Origin of the sequence: Nocardia sp. NPDC056564, from assembly GCF_042793755.1 — a bacterium.
Classification (GTDB): domain Bacteria; phylum Actinomycetota; class Actinomycetes; order Mycobacteriales; family Mycobacteriaceae; genus Nocardia.
Genome location: NZ_JBHTUR010000022.1, coordinates 140806 through 157896, shown reverse-complemented (window position 1 = coordinate 157896; position 17091 = coordinate 140806). Strand labels below are relative to the sequence as shown.

The 17091-nt window shown below is 68.9% G+C and carries 15 protein-coding genes; 2 read left to right on the top strand and 13 right to left on the bottom strand.

The genetic code is table 11. The annotated features are described in order from the left end of the window. The coding region (locus ACFQ9K_RS37840) for an NAD(P)H-binding protein (protein ID WP_378984271.1) at positions 1–705 on the top strand (705 nt) is incomplete at its 5' end. 84 nt (positions 706–789) lie between these two features. On the opposite strand, the gene ACFQ9K_RS37835 is transcribed toward ACFQ9K_RS37840, so the two are convergent. Both ACFQ9K_RS37835 and ACFQ9K_RS37830 read right to left on the bottom strand, forming a co-directional pair. Further along, on the bottom strand, positions 790–1485 hold the full coding sequence (locus ACFQ9K_RS37835) for a hypothetical protein (protein WP_378722068.1): 696 nt from the start codon (positions 1483–1485) through the stop codon (positions 790–792). Next, the gene (locus ACFQ9K_RS37830) at positions 1482–2087 is read right to left on the bottom strand and encodes a TetR/AcrR family transcriptional regulator (protein ID WP_378722069.1); all 606 of its coding nucleotides are present in this window, start codon (positions 2085–2087) and stop codon (positions 1482–1484) included. Before ACFQ9K_RS37830 ends, ACFQ9K_RS37835 begins: the two co-directional genes overlap by 4 nt. 65 nt (positions 2088–2152) lie before the next feature. Here ACFQ9K_RS37830 and ACFQ9K_RS37825 point away from each other — a divergent pair, with 65 nt between their 5' ends. Then, on the top strand, positions 2153–2542 hold the full coding sequence (locus tag ACFQ9K_RS37825; RefSeq protein ID WP_378984269.1) for a DUF6196 family protein: 390 nt from the start codon (positions 2153–2155) through the stop codon (positions 2540–2542). Here ACFQ9K_RS37825 and ACFQ9K_RS37820 read toward each other — a convergent pair. The 11 genes from ACFQ9K_RS37820 to ACFQ9K_RS37770 all read right to left on the bottom strand — a co-directional run bounded on the left by ACFQ9K_RS37820 (position 2539) and on the right by ACFQ9K_RS37770 (position 17046). Further along, on the bottom strand, positions 2539–2937 hold the full coding sequence (locus tag ACFQ9K_RS37820; RefSeq protein WP_378984266.1) for an SSI family serine proteinase inhibitor: 399 nt from the start codon (positions 2935–2937) through the stop codon (positions 2539–2541). The two genes, ACFQ9K_RS37825 and ACFQ9K_RS37820, sit on opposite strands and share 4 nt — an antisense overlap. A 287-nt stretch (positions 2938–3224) precedes the next feature. After that, positions 3225–6671 (bottom strand): hypothetical protein, encoded by a 3447-nt coding sequence (locus ACFQ9K_RS37815; protein ID WP_378984274.1) that lies wholly within the window; start codon positions 6669–6671, stop codon positions 3225–3227. 45 nt (positions 6672–6716) lie between these two features. Next, entirely contained in the window at positions 6717–7928 is a 1212-nt protein-coding gene (metK, locus tag ACFQ9K_RS37810) for a methionine adenosyltransferase (protein ID WP_378726858.1), read from the bottom strand. A 213-nt stretch (positions 7929–8141) separates the two neighbouring features. Beyond that, entirely contained in the window at positions 8142–9365 is a 1224-nt protein-coding gene (coaBC, locus tag ACFQ9K_RS37805) for a bifunctional phosphopantothenoylcysteine decarboxylase/phosphopantothenate--cysteine ligase CoaBC (RefSeq protein ID WP_378726860.1), read from the bottom strand. A gap of 44 nt (positions 9366–9409) precedes the next feature. Continuing rightward, a complete protein-coding gene (gene rpoZ, locus ACFQ9K_RS37800; protein ID WP_150406183.1) occupies positions 9410–9691 on the bottom strand; it encodes a DNA-directed RNA polymerase subunit omega in 282 nt (93 codons plus the stop codon). A gap of 25 nt (positions 9692–9716) precedes the next feature. After that, complete coding sequence (gene gmk / locus ACFQ9K_RS37795; protein ID WP_150406182.1) at positions 9717–10301, bottom strand: guanylate kinase; 585 nt, start codon at positions 10299–10301, stop codon at positions 9717–9719. Positions 10302–10309: 8 nt separating this feature from the next. After that, positions 10310–10630, bottom strand: coding sequence for an integration host factor, actinobacterial type (gene mihF, locus ACFQ9K_RS37790; protein ID WP_014986450.1), 321 nt, complete (start codon positions 10628–10630; stop codon positions 10310–10312). A gap of 612 nt (positions 10631–11242) precedes the next feature. Then, the gene (pyrF, locus tag ACFQ9K_RS37785; RefSeq protein WP_378984262.1) at positions 11243–12067 is read right to left on the bottom strand and encodes an orotidine-5'-phosphate decarboxylase; all 825 of its coding nucleotides are present in this window, start codon (positions 12065–12067) and stop codon (positions 11243–11245) included. A gap of 19 nt (positions 12068–12086) precedes the next feature. After that, the gene (gene carB / locus ACFQ9K_RS37780) at positions 12087–15413 is read right to left on the bottom strand and encodes a carbamoyl-phosphate synthase large subunit (protein WP_378725383.1); all 3327 of its coding nucleotides are present in this window, start codon (positions 15411–15413) and stop codon (positions 12087–12089) included. Then, positions 15413–16528 carry a glutamine-hydrolyzing carbamoyl-phosphate synthase small subunit gene (gene carA, locus ACFQ9K_RS37775; protein ID WP_378725380.1) on the bottom strand — a complete coding sequence of 372 codons (1116 nt, stop codon included), beginning with the start codon at positions 16526–16528 and terminating at the stop codon, positions 15413–15415. The genes carB and carA overlap by 1 nt, the downstream gene beginning before the upstream one ends. Then, entirely contained in the window at positions 16525–17046 is a 522-nt protein-coding gene (locus ACFQ9K_RS37770; protein ID WP_378725378.1) for a transporter, read from the bottom strand. The genes carA and ACFQ9K_RS37770 overlap by 4 nt, the downstream gene beginning before the upstream one ends. Positions 17047–17091: the final 45 nt, after the last annotated feature.

The window sequence follows — 17091 nt, the reverse complement described above, 5'->3', positions numbered from 1 at the left end:
GATCTGGGCGATCCGGACAGCCTCGCCCCCGCCGTCGCGGGTGCCGAGGCACTGTTCCTGCTCATCACCGGTGCGCAACTGGTGAGCGGGCCGGATCCGGAGCGAGTGCTGGAGGTTGCGCGGGCCGCAGGTGTGCGGCGGGTGGTGTTCGTGTCCTCGCAGGGTGTGGTCACCAGGGCCGATGCGGAGGGTTACGCGCGGCTGATCGCGTTCGAGGCGGCGATCCGGCGGTCAGGACTGGCGTGGACCATCCTTCGGCCTGCGGGTTTCTACGCGAATACCTACGCGTGGGTGGAATCGGTGCGCACCGAACGGACGGTCGCGGCGCCCTTCGGCGCGGTCGGGCTGCCGTCCATCGACCCGGCCGATATCGCCGCGGTCGCGGCCGCCGCGTTGTCCGAGGACGGGCATGCCGGGCAGATCTACACCCTGACCGGACCGGCGCTGAGCACGCCGCGGGAGCAGGCGGCGGCGATCGGCGCGGCCGTGGAAGCGCCGGTGCGGTTCGTGGAATTGACTCGGGCGCAGGCACATACGGCGATGACGCGGTTCATGCCCGAGTCCGTGGTCGAGCACACGCTGTCCATCCTCGGCGAGCCGACGGCCGCGGAGCAGCGGGTCAGTCCGGATGTGGAGCGGGTGCTGGGCCGCAGGCCCGCGAGTTATGCCGAATGGGCGCAACGTAATCGAGCCGTGTTCGCTTGAACATCTACCGCACCCCGGCGAGTGAACGAACGCCGCCGACGGTGTCCACCACGGGCACAACATAATCGGACCGCGTTCGCCCGCTCACCCCGCGTGGTCGAAGATCCGAATGTGCTGCTCCCCTTGGCGATCCCGGACGTCGAAGCCGAGTTCGAGCAGTTCCTCGTCGAGTTCCGCTACGTCCAGGGGCTTTTCGTCGGCGAGGGCGCGGCGACGGGCGCGCAGGACAGCGTCGACGGCCTTCCCGGTTTCGGGGCGGCCGTCGGCCCAGCGGAAGTAGTCCGCGGCGAATGGGTCGTTCCGGTCGAGCCAGGGGTAGCCGTGGTCACGGAATGCGCGTTCGATGTCGTTGCGGTTCAGGTCGGTGGCGCCGAACCGGGCGAGGCGGCGCTTGTTCCGGTCGGTGAGCACCAGGTCCGCGTCCTCGCGGAACACGGCGGCGACGCGCTTGCGCGGCACGTGCTGCGCGCGGGCCTGCTGTACCAGTTCGACGTGGTCGTCGGCGACCGTGAGGGTCAGGCTCTCCGCCCGGCCCATCTCGAAAAGCACCGCACCAGCAAGGGCTCCGATCATGGTGGTGGCGAGCACCAGCCACACCGTCGGCACGCTCATCGCGAGTTTCAGCGGACCGGGGCCGGCGTCGAAGGTGTCGGTCATCCAGCGGCCGACCGGATGCGCCGCGAAGCCGATGCCGCAGCCGATGACGAGGCCGCCCGCCGCGAACAGCCAGGCCCAGATCGTGGAGATGCGCAGCACGGTGGGTGCCGAGACGGTGGTCATGAGTGCTCCGCTTCGATCGGTCGCAGCAGCCGGGACACGGTCGCGCGCACCAGCGGGCGCGGGTCGTGCGGGGTGTCCGGGTCCGCGTTGAGAAAGGCGCCGTCGATGACGGCGAGGATCCAGCGCGCGGTTTCCCCCGGCTCGAATCCGGGGTCGAATTGCCCGGTGCGGAGGCCGCGTTCGAGGAGTGCGGTGAGGGCCTCGGCGCTGAGCCGGGCGTCCGCCAGGACGATCGTCGCCAGTTCCGCGTCGTGGCCGAGGCGGCGCAGCAGCTCGAACATCAGGCCGGGAGCGGACGGATCCAAGGCCTCGCCGGCCAGCGCGTCGACGATGTCGAGAATGGCGGCGAGACAATCGGTTCGGTCGACGTGGCGGGCGAAGAGCTCGGTGTGTTCGGGGATGGACAGCTCGAAGATCGAACGAAAGACGGCGGCCTTGTCCTTGAAGTAGTAGAAGACGCTGCCCGAACTGAGCCCGGCGGCGCGGGCGATCTGGGTGGCCGTGGTGCGTTCGTAGCCGTGTGTGGCGAACTGCTCGGCGGCGGCCATGGTGATGGCGCGGCGGCGTTCGGCGACACGATTCGGATCGACGGTGCGGGCCATGCGCCGATCGTATCATTAACTGATCGGACAGTTAAAGAATTGTTTCGACGCGGTGGTTGCTACGGTTGCCCGGTGGTGGATATCAGCATCGAGACCGAAACCGAAACGGCACAACGACTCCCCTGGCCGAACCGCCGCAACTGACCCCGCGCACGCTCGCGGTGGTCCGGGACGCGGAAAAGTGGAGCGCGCTCGTGCCGTTCGCCGAGGCCGACGGCGCCGAGGTGGAGAAGTTCGGTCTGTTCTCCTTCCACTTCCCCACCGGGCTGGACAACAGCGGGTTCGTCGGCTGGCTCGCGGGTCAGCTCAAACGCACGCTCGGCACCGGGGTGTTCGTGGTCTGCGGCAGCAACCGGGAACGCGGCGGGATTTACGACTACTGGGGTTGCCCGGTGGAGCTGCTGGCGGCGGTCGAGCGCGAGATCGACGCGCTGCGCTCGACCGCCGGCGACTAGAAGACCGGCGTGGTGCGCGCGCTCAGCTCGCACTTGTTGCCGAAGGCTTTTCGCCAGTCGACCTGCTTGCCCTGCCAGGTGCCGGTCACCGAGGCGTCGACCGGCTCGAAGACCTGGATGCAGGCGGTGGTGGGATCGCCGGGAAGCTTGTCGAAGTCACCGCCCGCCGCCGCCAGCGCCGCGCAGGCGGCCTCGGCCTTGGGATGATCGCCACCGGTCGGCTCGCAGGTCAGCGTGACCTGCGTCGGGGCCGACCCCGGCGCCGCCGGCGTAACGGTCAACGTCAGCTTTGTCTTCGGCGACCCGGCGTCGTCATCCGAACAGGCCACCGCCCCGAGCGCGACGACCACAAGGCACGCGGTCGCGAGGGTCCGGCGGAGCGAAGAAGTCGTCATCCGACCACTCAATCACGACGCGAAGGACGTTTCCGATAACTTCCGGCTAACTCGCCGTGCGGACCGGCGCGCCCGCCCAGCACGGACGATTCCGGCCCGAAACCAGGCGCGTGGACGGTGTCCCGCACTGCCACCGCATCCCGGCGGCGGATTCCCCCGTTGCCTTCTGCATGGACCATCGAGATGCGCCAGCCGCAGACCGCCAGTGACGGACATCCGAAGAACGCTCTCGCTCGGAAGAACTGCTCGACAACCTGATGCTCGAACCGACGGCGAACGCGGCCGGGTCAGCCGATGTCGACCGGGTCGATTTGGACGCGCAGAGGGGCGTCGGAACGGTGGGTGCTGCGAATGGCTTGAGCGGCGGTGAGGGCGCGGGCCAGGGCGGCGCCGGATGTGCGGTCGACGCGGAGCAGGATGCGTTCGACCTCGGCGGGGGTGTCGCCGGAGGAGAAGGGTTTGCGGGCGCCGTCGGGCAGGGGTACCGGGCCGAGCACCTCGACGTCGGCGGGAAGGTCTGTGGCGGAGAGCAATTCGGCGATGGAGTCGGAGGTGCCGTCGACCGCGGCCATGCGGACGGCGGGCGGGAAGCCGACCTCGGCGCGGGCGGCGAGTTCGTTGCGGGCGTGCCAGACCGGGTCCCAGCGGAGCATGGCCTGCACGGTGGGAATCGCGGCCTCGGCCATGACGATCACCTGGCCGCGCGAACGCACCAGGGTCGCGGCGGTCATCCAGCGACGCAGCGCGTCCTCGGACGCGCGCAGGTCGGCGCGGCCGAGCAGGGCCCAGCTGTCGAGCAGCAGCGCGACTCCGTAGCCACCGGGCAGAACCGGCTCCGCGCCGACGGTGGCGACCACCACCTGCGGGCCCGGTTCCACCGTGTCGAGCATCGCGCCGCCGCCCGAGCCGCGGATCGGCACGCCGGGAAACGCGCGGCCGAGTTCCTCCGCGGTGCGGCTCGCGCCGATCACCACGGCGCGCAGCGCACGCGACCCACAGGACGTGCAACGGAACGCCGCCTCGGTGATGCCGCACCAGCGGCAGCTCGGGCTGTGCGCGGCGTCGCCCTGCGAATCACTGTGCCGCGCACGGCCATCCGGCAAGGCGAGCGGTCCGTTGCAGTGCCGGCAGCGGGCCGGCGTCCGGCATTTCGCACAGGCCAGCGACGGGACATAGCCGCGCCGCGGTACCTGCACCAGCACGCCGGCGCCCTCCTTCAGCGCGGCCCGCGCGGCCGCGTACGCCACGCCGGGAATGCGGACCGCCTTGGCGACCGGGTCCCGTTCCATCGCGAGATCGGTATCCCCGGGCACGCTGATCCGGGGCGCCGCGTCCCGCACCACCGCCCGATCGGCGACCAGGTCGTGCGCCCAGCCGGTTTCGACGATCGCCTGGACCTCCGCCGTGCGCGCGAAACCGGCCGCGACGAACGCCGCCCCCGTCTCGTGCGAGCGCAGCATCGCGACCTCCCGCGCGTGCGGATACGGCGACCGCGGCTCGGCGTAGGTGTCGTCCCCGTCGTCCCAAATCGCGATCAGCCCGAGGTCTTTCGCCGGTGCGAACACCGCACTGCGCGTCCCCACCACGACTTTCGCCGTCCCCCGCAGCACCGCGAGCCACCGCCGATATCGCGCCGCCGGCCCCAACCCCGCGGCCAGCCCGACCGCCGAATCCCCCAGCAGCCGAGTACATTCCGCCAGCACCCGATCCAGATCCCGCTGATCCGGCACCATCAGGATCGCACTCTGCCCCCGCTCGACCACCGCCTCCGCTAACTCCGCCAACCGCCGAGGCCAGTCCTCCCCCGGCAGCGCCTGCCACGCCGCCCGCGGCCCTTTCCCCCCGCGCAGCGCCGCCACAAACGCCGCACCGTGGATGTACCGCCCCCAGGGACCGTGATCAACGGCCACCCGATCTCCCGCACCCGACTCCCCCGCCGAAGCCGCCGCACCGTGATCCGACTTCGCCGCCGAACCAGCCTCCCCGCCACTCGGCGCTACAGCCGAAGCCACCTCACTGCCACCCGGCGCTACAGCTAAAGCCTCGCCGCCGCCCGGCTCCGACGACGCAGCCGCCGCGCCGCCATCCCCAACACCTGCCGACGACGCGCCATGTCCAGCGTTCACGTCTCGCACGCCGCTCGCGTGCTCTGCGGACGCCGCGGCGCGCGCATCGCTGTCCGCTCCGGCGGCTCGGCTGTTCGCAACCGACTCCGAGGCATGCGCCGTCCCCGCCACGGCAGCCATCTGACCCGCGCCGACGGCTGACCGCGACATCGCCGAGCCCACAGCACCGGCCGGCGGCCCAATGACCGGCGCCGCCAACGATTCCGCGTCACCCGCCCGATCGGCCACCCCCGCCGCTCCGCTCGAGTCCGGCAGAGATTCCGAGCTCGGCGTCTCATCTTGCGCGGCCACCGACTGACCAGCTTCCCTCGCGGACTCGGCGAGGAGCGCCCCCTGGTCCGCGTCTGCCGCATCGCTCGCCGCGACGGACGAGCCGGTGGGGGCCGAATCTGTTTCGAGCGCCGCAGCATTCGGCAGGGCTGGGGGCTGATGCTCCGTGGAATCGAAAGATGACGTGGAGGTGTTCCCTCGCCCCGCTGCTCTGGCCGAAGTCTCTGACGTAGTGTCTGCGGCGATTTTGTTATCAACTGCGCGATCAGGCGTCATCGAATCAGCATCGATACCAACGGAATCAACATCTGAAGGCGACGTGGCAAGAGCAGGGGTCGTCCGGTCGACATCGGACTCAGCTGGTGTTTCAGCGGAATTGCCGGGGGCCACCGTGCGATCTGCCGCGTCAAGTGCAGTGTCTGTGGCGTGACGCTCGTCAAGCGCACGACCCGGTGGCACTGAATCAGTATCGATATCAACGGAATCAACACTCGAAGGCAATGCCGCCGAAGGCAGGGCCGACTGGTCGGCACGTTTCGTGTCGGATGAGGCGGACGAGACCGACTGGGGCACTTCGGGATCCGGGGCTATCGCCGCGGCACGCTTCGGCGACTCTCCATCGATTGTCGAATCGCGCCCGACTGAGTCAGTGTCGGATTCGGCGGAATCTGCGGCCGAGAATGCCGATTTCCCCGACTTCACCGGCGCACCGACGCCAGGTGGCGTGGTTGAGACATGTTGTGCCGCAGCGGAGTTCGTTGCCGCTGCTTCGGCACCCGAATCGGACGGTGACGCATCGCCTTCGATCCCAGCGGAATCGGCCTCGGACAGGGGTTTCACCCGAAGCGGTGCGCTGCGGGTCGAGGCCTTTTTCCGGGTGGCGGCACTCGGCGCGGCCGAAGTCTCCTCGGTCGAGTCCTCGTCCTCGGCATCGCTTTCGGCGGACTTCTTCTTCGTCCCGCCGGTCTCGGTGCGCGCATGCCGCGGCGGAATAGCCAGGCGCAGCACGTCGGCGCGGGTTCCGGCATATCGAGCGGCGACCGCGGTCGCGAGCTTCACGATCTCCGGGGTCAGCACCCGCTCGGCGGAGACGACCCGCTCGAGCTTCACCAGCTTGCCGCTGTGCTCACTGTGCGTGCGCCGCTCCAGCAGATATCCGTCGACCAGACGACCCGCGAACCGCACGCGCACCCGCACGCCCGGCTGCGCGATCGCGTCCAACTCGGCAGGCACCAGGTAATCGAAGTCACGATCCAGATGGGCCGGAGACAGCAACGGGAGCACCCGAGCTATCGGGTGCTCCACGGCTGCGGGGCCCGCGGGCGGGACCCCCGGTATGGCGGGGGTGCCCGCCGCGGGTTTCTTCACTCGGTCCGGTAGGGGCTACAGGCCGACCGCGGCGCGCAACTTGTCCGCCCGGTCGGTGTGCTCCCAGGGCAGGTCGACGTCGGTGCGGCCGAAGTGGCCGTACGCGGCGGTCGGTGCGTAGATCGGGCGCAGCAGATCGAGGTCGCGGATGATCGCGCCGGGACGCAGGTCGAAGACCTCGGAGATGGCGGCGGAGATGCGCGCCGGGTCGACCTTCTCGGTGCCGAAGGTCTCCACGAACAGGCCGACCGGCGCCGACTTGCCGATCGCGTAGGCGACCTGAACCTCGACGCGCTCGGACAGGCCCGCCGCGACGACGTTCTTGGCCACCCAGCGCATGGCGTACGCGGCCGAGCGGTCCACCTTCGACGGATCCTTGCCGGAGAACGCGCCGCCGCCGTGGCGAGCCATGCCGCCGTAGGTGTCGACGATGATCTTGCGGCCGGTCAGACCCGCGTCACCCATCGGGCCGCCGAGCACGAACTTGCCGGTCGGGTTGACCAGCAGCCGGATGTTCGAGGTGTCCAGCGTGGGCAGCTCGAGGTCGGCGATGACGGCCTCGACGACCTTTTCCCGGATGTCCGGCGCGAGCAGGTTGTCCAGGTCGATGTCGGCGGCGTGCTGGGTGGAGATGACCACGGTGTCGAGCCGGACCGGACGGTCGCCCTCGTATTCGATGGTGACCTGGGTCTTGCCGTCGGGACGCAGGTACGGCAGCACGCCGGACTTGCGCACCTCGGTGAGCCTGCGGGAGAGCCGGTGCGCGAGCGCGATCGGCAGCGGCATGAGTTCCGGGGTGTCGGTGGTCGCGTAGCCGAACATCAGGCCCTGGTCGCCCGCGCCCTGCTTCTCGATCTCGTCGTCGGACCCGCCGACGCGCGCCTCGTGCGAGGTGTCGACGCCCTGCGCGATGTCGGGCGACTGCGCACCGATCGCGATGTTGACGCCGCAGGAGTTGCCGTCGAAACCCTTTGCCGAGGAGTCGTATCCGATCTCCAGGACCTTTTCCCGGACGATCTTGGGAATGTCGGCGTAAGCGCTGGTGGTGACCTCGCCCGCGACGTGGACCTGGCCGGTCGTCACGAGGGTTTCCACCGCGACGCGGCTGCGCGGGTCTTCCGTGAGTAACGCGTCGAGGATGGAATCGCTGATGGCGTCACAGATCTTGTCCGGGTGACCTTCGGTCACGGACTCACTGGTGAATAGCCGGCTGCCGGACGTGCGCACAGTTGTTCCCTCTCCCTCAACGGGTATTCGTCTCGGTTTGCGACAGTAACGCGAGACCGTTACCGCGCAACCCTTCATTCCAGACTATGGCAAACCACCGACATCCCGTGGACCAAGAGATCACTATCTCAGACAGTTCGTCCGACTAGTCCCCCTGGCACCGCGAAACCGATGGTTGATTACCGGGTCATTATCCCGGTCTCGCAATATATTTCAGCTCAAGAGCGGCCCGAGCGCGTCGAGCACCCGGCTGGCGAGCAGCGCCTTCGACCCATGATCGAGCGACTGTTCGGTACCGTCCGCACCGAGCAGCCAGCCGTTGTTGGTGTCGACCTCGAACGCCTTGCCCTCACCGACCGCGTTGACCACGAGCAGGTCGCATCCCTTGCGCGCCAGCTTGGCCCGCGCGTAGGTGAGCACGTCACCGTGCTCGTCCCCGGTCTCGGCGGCGAAGCCGACGATCGCGGTGCCGGGCAGCTGCCCGTCGCGGCGCTGCTGCACCAGACCGGCCAGGATGTCGGTGGTCTTGGTCAGCGCGATGACGTCGGGTTCGCCGGCGCCCTTCTTGATCTTGGCCGCGGCCACGTCGGTGGGCCGGAAATCCGCCACCGCCGCCGCCATGATCACCGCGTCCGCGCCGACGGCGTGCTTGTCGACCGCGGTCTTGAGCTGCTCGGCGGTGGTGATGTGCACCAGGTCGACCGCGGCGGGCGCGGCCATCTCGATCGTGTTGCCCGCGATGAGCGTGACGTGCGCACCGCGCTGGGCCGCGACCCTGGCCAGTGCGTACCCCTGTTTGCCGGAGCTGCGATTGCCGAGGAAACGCACCGGATCCAGCGGTTCCCTGGTGCCGCCCGCGGTGATGACCACCCGGCGACCCTCGAGGTCACGCGGGATGGCGTCGGCGCGTTCGAGCAGCAGCGTGGCGAGGCCGAAGATCTCCTCGGGCTCGGGCAACCGGCCGGGACCGGTGTCGGTGCCGGTGAGCCGGCCCGACGCGGGTTCCATCACGATCGCACCGTGCGCGCGCAGCGTCGCGACATTGGCGACGGTCGCCGGATGCTCCCACATCTCGGTGTGCATCGCGGGCGCGAACAGGATCGGACATCGGGCCGTCAGCAAGGTGGCGGTGAGCAGGTCATCGGCGCGGCCCTGGGCCGCGCGCGCCATCAGGTCGGCGGTCGCCGGGGCGATGACCACGAGGTCCGCCTCCTGGCCCAGCCGGACATGCGGCACCTCGGGCACGTCGGTGAACACGTCCGTGTGCACCGGGTTCCCGGACAATGCCTCGAAGGTTGCCTTACCGACGAACTGCAGCGCCGACTCGGTGGGGATCACCCTGACCTGGTGTCCGGTCTCGGTGAACCGCCGGACCAACGAGCAGGCCTTGTACGCGGCGATCCCTCCGCCGACGCCGACGACGATCCGTGTGGTCACTACGCCTCCGGCCTAGTTGTGGTCACAGCACGCGCCCCGGGCGACTACTCGCCTTCGGCGTGCTCGAGCAGGTCGGAGTGGATCTCGCGCATGGCGACCGAGAGGGGCTTTTCCTGCAGGCCCGGCTCGACCAGCGGGCCGACGTACTCGAGGATGCCGTCGCCGAGCTGGTTGTAGTAGTCGTTGATCTGGCGCGCCCGCTTGGCCGCGTAGATGACCAGGGCGTACTTGGACGAGGTGCGCTCCAGCAGCTCATCGATCGGGGGGTTGGTGAGGCCGATCGGGGTGTCGTATGCGGGAACGACTTTGCTGTCTGCACTGCTCACTGAGGGGGCTCCTGCGCGTGGAAGGTTATGAACTCGAATTTGTGCTAACGAACAACGATACCAACTGCTCACAGGCAGTAGTCACCTCGTCGTTCACGATGACGATGTCGAACTCGTCACAGGCCGCCAATTCGGTCCTGGCGGTTTCCAGTCTGCGCTCGATCACTTCCGGTGATTCGGTGCCGCGCGAGGTGAGCCTGGAGACCAGTTCGTCCCAGCTGGGCGGGGCGAGGAAGGCGAGGATCGCTTCCGGAATGGCCTTGCGTACCGACCGCGCGCCTTCTAGATCGACCTCGACCAGTACGGGCAGACCCTCTGCGAGGGCGGCCCGTACCGGTGCGGCCGGGGTGCCCGAACGTTGCAAACCACCGTGTATATCAGCCCACTCGAGTAGTTCGCCCGCCGTGATCATGGCGTCGAACTCTTCCCTGGACACGAATCGATAGTCGAGACCGTCGACTTCGCCGGGCCTAGGCGCCCGGGTCGTCGCCGACACACTGAAGATCAGGTGCGGCAGTCGCTCGCGGACACAACGGACCACGGTCGACTTTCCGACGGCCGAGGGGCCGACCAGTACTACCAGCCGACCCTTCCGCGTATGTTCGACCACCCTCGTTATCAGGCGTCGAAGTCGAACCGGGCGAGCAGCGCCTTGCGCTGCCGATCGCCGAGTCCGCGCAGACGCCGGGTGGGGGCGATCTCCAGTTCGCTCATGATTTCGGCTGCCTTGACCTTGCCCACCTTCGGCAGGGCCTCCAGCAGCGCCGACACCTTCATCTTGCCGAGAATCTCATCGGATTCGGCATCGGTGAGGACCTGCTTCAGGTTGGTGCCGCCTCGCTTCAGGCGCTCCTTGAGCTCCGCCCGAGCGCGGCGAGCGGCAGCCGCCTTCTCCAAAGCAGCGGCGCGCTGCTCGTCAGTCAGCTGGGGAAGGGCCACGGTTCCTCCGTCTCATCGTTCATTGCATCAACTCCTGCCGGTAACCCGGCAGTCTCAGCGACCGTACCCACGGCATCCGCAGATTGCGAACCCACCCCCCAGGTCAGCGCATGATTCCGGATGCCGTAGACGCGAGAGCGGCGCGATCCGCACTGCTCCTCTGTCGCTGCGCAGATCGTACCGCCGAAATCGCGAAATGCCTCCTCAGCAGGGAGTTTTCACGATTGACACAGGTTAGCGGGAGGGTTGCTATGACGTGACAAGTGCCGCCAGCAAACCCACCCGCGCCCGACCAGGAAGTTTCTCGGAATTTCCCGCGTGTCGCGTTGTCTTTCAGCGTGTCGTGGACCACAAACAGGTCGAACGACCGATTCGGGTCGACTCGGGCGGCGATCGATTGTCGATCCGCACGGCCACCTTTGTCGACCTGCACTGATGAAATCGCGATTCTGCGCCGATCCGGGCCCGCCGGCCCATCCGAACACCGCCGGACCGGGAAACGGGCGTAGCAGGGCACCCAGGACCCGCTACGGGCCGCACGCATACGTGCGCATGACCGCACACGCGGCCGGAAACGCGGCGGGACCGGCGCGATCGCGCCGGTCCCGGTCGTTATTTCTGCAGGAAAGCGAACGTTTCCTGGAGTGCGTTCAGGCTGTCGCGCAGCGCGGGAACCTCCGGTCCGGCGCGCAGCACCTCCCGCGAGGCGGTCGGTATCGCGGCCGCCAGCATCGACTCCGGCACCAGGTCACGCACGTTTTCCGGTCCCCCGCCCTGGGCGCCGACGCCGGGCATCAGGATCGGCCCGTTGAGCGCGGACAGGTCCGGCGCCTCGGTCAGGGTCGCGCCGATCACCACGCCGACCGACCCGAATTCCGCGCCCGCATTGCGCGCGGCGGCCTGGTCGACCATCGTCTGCGCGATGCTGCGGCCGTCCCCCGTGACCACCCGTTGCAGTTGCGCCCCTTCGGGATTCGAGGTCGCCGCGAGTACGAACACGCCGCGCCGGTTGGCCTCGGCCACCGCCAAAGCCGGTGCCAGCGAGCCGAATCCGAGATACGGCGAGACCGTCACCGCGTCCGAGCCGAGCGACCCGTCGCCGAGCCAGGCGTGCGCGTACGCGTCCATGGTGGAGCCGATGTCGCCGCGCTTGGCGTCGGCGAGCACCAGCGTGCCCGAGGCGCGCAGCACCTCGATCGTGCGCTCCAGCACCGCGATTCCGGCCGAGCCGTAGGTCTCGAAGAACGCGACCTGCGGCTTGACCAGCGCGACCCGGCCGTCGAAGGCCTCGACGCAGATCTCCGCGAACTGTTCCAACCCGTCCGCGTCGGCGGTCAGGCCCCACGACTCCAGCAGCCCCGGATGCGGATCGATGCCGACGCACATGGGGCCGAAATGCCCCATGGCGTGCCGCAATCGAGCGCCGAAGCTCTTCATCCCGCTGCCTCCGTCCGGTTCACCCACGCAGCACCGAGTGCAGCTCTTGCAGCGAGCGCACGCCGATCCCGCCGTTGATGCTCGCCTCGATGCCCTGCACCGCGGCGGCCGCGCCCTGCACCGTGGTGATGCACGGGATGTTCACACCGACCGCGGCGCTGCGGATCTCGTAGCCGTCCACGCGCGGGCCCGAGTTGCCGTACGGAGTGTTGAACACCATGTCGATCTCGCCGTCGCGGATCTGCTCGACGATCGTCGGCTGCGGCACATCACCATTGACCTGCGCCGACTCCGGCTCCGAGTGCTTGCGCACCCGCTCGCACGGAATACCGTTGCGGCGCAGCATCTCCGCCGTGCCCTCGGTGGCCAGGATGCGGAAGCCCAGGTCGTGCAGGCGCTTGACCGGGAAGACCATGGCCCGCTTGTCCCGGTTCGCGATCGAGACGAACACGGTGCCCTCGGTGGGCAGCGAACCGTAGGCGGCGGTCTGGCTCTTGGCGAAGGCGGTGCCGAAGTCGGCGTCGATGCCCATCACCTCGCCGGTGGACTTCATCTCCGGGGAGAGCAGCGAATCCACGCCGGTGCCATCGGCCTTGCGGAACCGGTGGAACGGCAGCACGGCCTCCTTCACCGCCACCGGGGCGTCGAGCGGCACGTGCCCGCCGTCGCCCTCGCCCGGCAGCATGCCTTCCTTGCGCAGTTCGGCGATGGTGGCGCCGAGCATGATTCGCGCGGCCGCCTTGGCCAGCGGCACCGCGGTGGCCTTGGACACGAACGGAACCGTCCGGCTGGCCCGCGGATTGGCCTCGAGCACGTAGAGCACGTCGTCCTTGAGCGCGTACTGCACGTTGAGCAGGCCCTTGACCCCGATGCCCTTGGCCAGCGCGACGGTCGAGCGGCGCACTGCCTCGATGTCGCTGCGGCCCAGGGTGATCGGCGGCAGCGCGCAGGCCGAGTCGCCGGAGTGGATGCCCGCCTCTTCGATGTGCTCCATCACGCCGCCGAGGTAGACCTCGTCGCCGTCGCACAGCGCGTCGACGTCGATCTCGATGGCGTCTTCCAGGAATCGGTCGACCAGCACCGGGTGTTCGGGGCTGAGCTCGGTGGCCCGGGAGATGTAGCCCTCCAGCGAGCTCTCGTCGTAGACGATCTCCATGCCGCGCCCGCCGAGCACGTAGGACGGGCGGACCAGCACCGGGTAGCCGATCGAGGCGGCGATCTTCTTCGCCTGCGCGAAGGTGGTCGCGGTGCCGTACTTCGGCGCGGGCAGTCCGGCCGCGACCAGCACGTCGCCGAACTCGCCACGGTCCTCGGCCAGGTCGATGGCGGCGGCGCTGGTGCCGACCACCGGGACGCCCGCGTCGGTGAGCCGCTGTGCCAGGCCGAGCGGGGTCTGCCCGCCCAGCTGCACGATCACGCCGATGACGTTGCCGGACTCGCTCTCCGCGTGGAACACCTCGAGCACGTCCTCGAAGGTGAGCGGCTCGAAGTAGAGCCGGTCGGCGGTGTCGTAGTCGGTGGAGACGGTCTCCGGGTTGCAGTTGACCATCACCGTCTCGTACCCGGCCTGCGACAGCGTCTGCGCCGCGTGTACGCACGAGTAGTCGAACTCGATGCCCTGGCCGATCCGGTTCGGGCCGGAGCCGAGGATGATCACCTTGTCCCGCTCCCGCTGCGGCGCGACCTCGGATTCCGCGGCGGGATCGAGCTCGTAGGTGGAGTAGTGGTACGGCGTCTTGGCCTCGAACTCGGCGGCGCAGGTGTCCACCGTCTTGAACACCGGGCGAACGCCGAGCCGGTGCCGCAGCGCGCGAACTCCGGTCTCCCCGGCCAACTCCGGGCGCAGCGCGGAGATCTGACCGTCGGACAGGCCGTAGTGCTTGGACCGGCGCAGCAGCGTCTCGTCCAGCACGGGCGCGTCCATGATCTCTTGGCGCAGCTCCACCAGACCGGCGACCTCGGCGACGAACCACGGGTCGATGCCCGAGGCGGCGGCGACGTCCTCGATGCTCGCGCCGAGCCGCAGCGCGCGCTCGACCTGATAGATGCGGCCCTCGATCGGGGTGCGCAGATCTTCCAGGATCGCTTCCACGTCAGTCCATTTGCCGTCCGCCTGGGTCCAGAAGCCCGCCGCCTTCGTCTCCAGCGACCGCAGCACCTTGCCGAGTGCCTCGGCGAAGTTGCGGCCGAGCGACATCGCCTCGCCGACCGACTTCATCGTGGTGGTGAGCGTCGGGTCGGCGCCGGGGAACTTCTCGAACGCGAACCGCGGCGCCTTGACCACCACGTAGTCCAGCGTCGGCTCGAAGCAGGCCGGCGTCTCCTTGGTGATGTCGTTGACGATCTCGTCCAGCGTGTAGCCGATGGCCAGCTTCGCGGCGATCTTGGCGATCGGGAAACCCGTTGCCTTGGAAGCCAATGCGGACGAGCGCGAGACGCGCGGGTTCATCTCGATGACGATCAGGCGGCCGTCGGCCGGATCCACCGCGAACTGGATGTTGCAGCCGCCGGTGTCGACGCCGACCTCGCGCAGGATGGCGATGCCGAGGTCGCGCATCTTCTGGTATTCGCGGTCGGTGAGCGTCATCGCCGGGGCGACGGTCATCGAGTCGCCGGTGTGCACGCCCATCGGGTCGACGTTCTCGATCGAGCAGACGATGACCACGTTGTCGTTGCGGTCGCGCATCAGCTCGAGCTCGAATTCCTTCCAGCCCAGGATGGATTCCTCGATGAGCACGTTCGCGGTCGGCGAGGCGGACAGGCCGCCGCCGGCGATGCGATCGAGATCCTCGTCGTTGTAGGCCATTCCGGAACCGAGGCCGCCCATGGTGAACGAGGGCCGCACCACCACGGGGAATCCCAGCTCACGGACCGTGTCCCGGACCTCGTCCATCGTGTAACAGACACGGGAGCGGGCACTTTCGCCGCCGACCTTGGCGACGATGTCCTTGAACTTCTGCCGGTCCTCGCCGCGCTGGATGGCGTCGAAGTCGGCGCCGATCATCTCGACGTTGTACTTCTCCAGCACCCCGTTCTCGTGCAGCGCGACCGCGGTGTTCAGCGCGGTCTGCCCGCCGAGGGTGGCCAGGACGGCGTCGGGGCGTTCCTTGGCGATGACCTTCTCGACGAACTCCGCCGTGATCGGCTCCACATAGGTGGAGTCGGCGAACTCGGGGTCGGTCATGATGGTCGCCGGGTTCGAGTTCACCAGTGAAACTCGCAGGCCCTCGGCCCGCAATACCCGGCACGCCTGGGTACCGGAGTAATCGAACTCGCAGGCCTGTCCGATGACGATCGGGCCCGAGCCGATCACCAGGATGTGCTTCAGATCGGTGCGGCGAGGCATCAGGCTCCTTCCATGAGACCGGCGAAACGGTCGAAGAGATAAGCAGCGTCGTGGGGTCCGGCGGCGGCCTCCGGGTGGTACTGCACCGAGAACGCGCGGCCGTCGATCAGGCGCACGCCCTCGACCGTGCCGTCGTTGGCGCAGACGTGGCTGACCTCGGCCTTGCCGAACGGGGTGTCGAACTGCTCGCCCTGCTCGCCTTCCAGCGCGAACCCGTGGTTCTGCGCGGTGATCGCGATCCGGCCGGTGCCGTGCTCGATCACCGGGATGTTGATGCCGCGGTGGCCGAACTTCATCTTGTAGGTCTTACGGCCGAGCGCGCGGCCGAGGATCTGGTTGCCGAAGCAGATGCCGAACAGCGGCAGCCCGCGCTCGAGCACCCCCTGGGTCAGCGCGACCGCGCCGTCCTGGGTGGCCGGGTCGCCGGGGCCGTTGGACAGGAAGACCCCGTCCGGGTTCAGCTCCAGGATCTGCTCGATCGAGGTGTTCGACGGGACCACGTGCACCCGCATGCCGCGCTCGGCGAACATGCGCGGGGTGTTGGTCTTGATGCCGAGATCGACCGCGACCACGGTGAAGCGGGGGTCGCCGGTCGGCTCGATGGTGTAGACCGAGTCGGTGCTCACCTCGTCGGCCAGGTCGGCGCCGAGCATGGACGGCTGGCCGGTGACCCGGCCGATCAGCTCGTCGGCGCCGGCGAGGGCGGCGCCGGAGAAGATGCCGGCCTTCATCGAGCCGCGGGTGCGCAGGTGGCGCACCAGCGCGCGGGTGTCGATGCCCGCGATGCCGACGATGTCCTGGCGCTGCATGGCCTCGGGCAGCGTGCCGGTGGCGCGCCAGTTGGAGGCGCGGCGCGCGGGGTCGCGCACCACATAGCCGGCCACCCAGATCTTGCCGGACTCGTCGTCCTCGTCGTTCCAGCCGGTGTTGCCGATCTGCGGCGCCGCGGCGACCACGATCTGGCGGTGGTAGCTGGGGTCGGTGAGGGTCTCCTGGTATCCGGTCATCGCGGTGCAGAACACCGCCTCCCCGAGCGTCTGGCCCACGGCGCCGTAGGCCGAGCCGCGGAATACCCGGCCGTCCTCCAGCACCAGAGCCGCCTCTTGTCCCGTCATTGCTCGTCGTCTCCCGTCGTCGTGCCGGTCTGCTCGGCCTGGAGGCCCCGCGTCCAAGCCGGGTACACCGACTTGTCGTCACCCCGGAAACCGGTATCTATCTCGGTTCCGGTGGGCAGCTTCCAGCGAACTACCAGCACACCATCTTCTGTCATTACCTTGCCCGCATGCCCGCGCTCGGTGCGCACCGCGGTGATGGATTCCTGCGGGATCCAGATCACCGACGCGCCGTCGCGCTCGAGCAGGATTCCCCGTTCGAACCGCGTGAGCTCCGCCGTGGCCCGGAAACCCAAGTCGCCCACCGCGATCCGGTCCTGCCAGCTGGGCGCCATGGTGCTGCCGAGATACAGTCCGGTGGTCGGCTCCAGCACCTGGGCGCCGAGTTCCGCGGGTACCACCGGCAGCTCACCGATGTCGGCCGACTGGCGCGCGGCCCGGTTCTGCCAACCCCGGTACATCAGCCAGAGGCACAGGGCGAACAGCGCGGCCAGTCCGATCACCCAAAGTGTTCTTTCCACTACGGACCTCCTGTGTCCAATCGGCGGCGCTCCCGGTGCCCTTCG

What these genes read in the sequence shown, in the direction of transcription:
- ACFQ9K_RS37835 (WP_378722068.1), bottom strand. Translation starts at nt 1,485, where the DNA reads ATGACCACCGTCTCGGCACCCACCGTGCTGCGCATCTCCACGATCTGG.
- ACFQ9K_RS37830 (WP_378722069.1), bottom strand. Translation starts at nt 2,087, where the DNA reads ATGGCCCGCACCGTCGATCCGAATCGTGTCGCCGAACGCCGCCGCGCC.
- ACFQ9K_RS37820 (WP_378984266.1), bottom strand. Translation starts at nt 2,937, where the DNA reads ATGACGACTTCTTCGCTCCGCCGGACCCTCGCGACCGCGTGCCTTGTG.
- pyrF (WP_378984262.1), bottom strand. Translation starts at nt 12,067, where the DNA reads ATGAAGAGCTTCGGCGCTCGATTGCGGCACGCCATGGGGCATTTCGGC.
- carB (WP_378725383.1), bottom strand. Translation starts at nt 15,413, where the DNA reads ATGCCTCGCCGCACCGATCTGAAGCACATCCTGGTGATCGGCTCGGGC.
- carA (WP_378725380.1), bottom strand. Translation starts at nt 16,528, where the DNA reads ATGACGGGACAAGAGGCGGCTCTGGTGCTGGAGGACGGCCGGGTATTC.